Consider the following 1,029-nt stretch of genomic DNA (forward strand, 5'->3'; position numbering starts at 1 on the left):
GGAGGGGACAGGCCAGGCTCTGACCAAGGCGATCAACCGGAAACGGGATGAGTGGGCGGAAGGGCCCTGGCGTACCATTCGGATACGTCGAGCCCTGGATTGCTTCGGCTCCGCCTCGCAATGACGGGAGCCGTGCTTCATCACGAAAAAGGGCGCCCGGCTCTCGCCGGACGCCCTTTTCGTTGAAGGTCTGGGACCGCTCAGCGGCCCTGCTGGATCGCCGAGAGCAGCCACGGGCCGCCGGGCTCGCGCACGAAGGTCCAGAACTCCTTGGCCTCCTGCGGGCCGTTCTCGACGTGGCGGTTGGTGGCGCGCTCGAACACCTCGTCGCGCAGCGAGAAGCGCATGGCGACGGTGGCGAACTCGACCCGACCCTCGCGCCACGCCTCGGACAGGTCGCCCTGGAGCAGCTTCACGTCCGAGATCCGGTTGACCACGCCGCGGGCGGCGTTGGCGCGCAGATCCTCCTCGAAGTAGCCGACCATTTCCGGGGTCGCGAGACGGCGCAGGGCGGCGACGTCCTCGCGGCCATAGGCGCCCTGGATCTCGTTGAGCGAGCGCTCGAAGGCCTGGAAGTCGTCCGGCTGGACCTGGATCGGCTGCGGGCGGGCACCGCCGCCGAGGCCGCCGCCCATCGGGTTCATGCCGGCATTCATTCCACCCTGCATGCCACCCTGCATGCCGCCTTCCGGCGGCAGTCCGGAGCGGGCATGGGGGGCGTTGCCGGCCATGGCGGGCTGGTTGCCCTCCTGGCGGCGGCGGAAGAAGCGCACGACCAGCATCACGAGGAGCGCGATCAGGCCGATCTGGAAGATCAGGCCGATGAACGAGCCGATGCCGCCGAGGCCGCCCGACAGGCCGGCACCGAGCAGGGCGCCGATCAGGCCCGCGCCGAGCATGCCGCCGAGGAAGCCGCCGCCGAAGCGCGAACCGCCGTTCTGGGCCGCCATGCCGGGATTGTTGAAGCCGGGGCTCGGGCTCGTCTGCGAGCGCTGGATCGGACCCATCGCGCCCGGCGAGGTCGCGGTG

1 protein-coding gene is annotated in these 1,029 nt (G+C 70.7%); it reads right to left on the reverse strand.

The genetic code is table 11. The features are described 5' to 3' along the window. Nucleotides 1–200: 200 nt before the first annotated feature. A partial coding sequence (locus MFF42_RS25445; RefSeq protein WP_238258756.1) for a Tim44 domain-containing protein occupies nucleotides 201–1,029 on the reverse strand: 829 nt, incomplete at its 5' end.

It is taken from the genome of Methylorubrum podarium, from assembly GCF_022179745.1.
Taxonomy (GTDB): domain Bacteria; phylum Pseudomonadota; class Alphaproteobacteria; order Rhizobiales; family Beijerinckiaceae; genus Methylobacterium; species Methylobacterium podarium.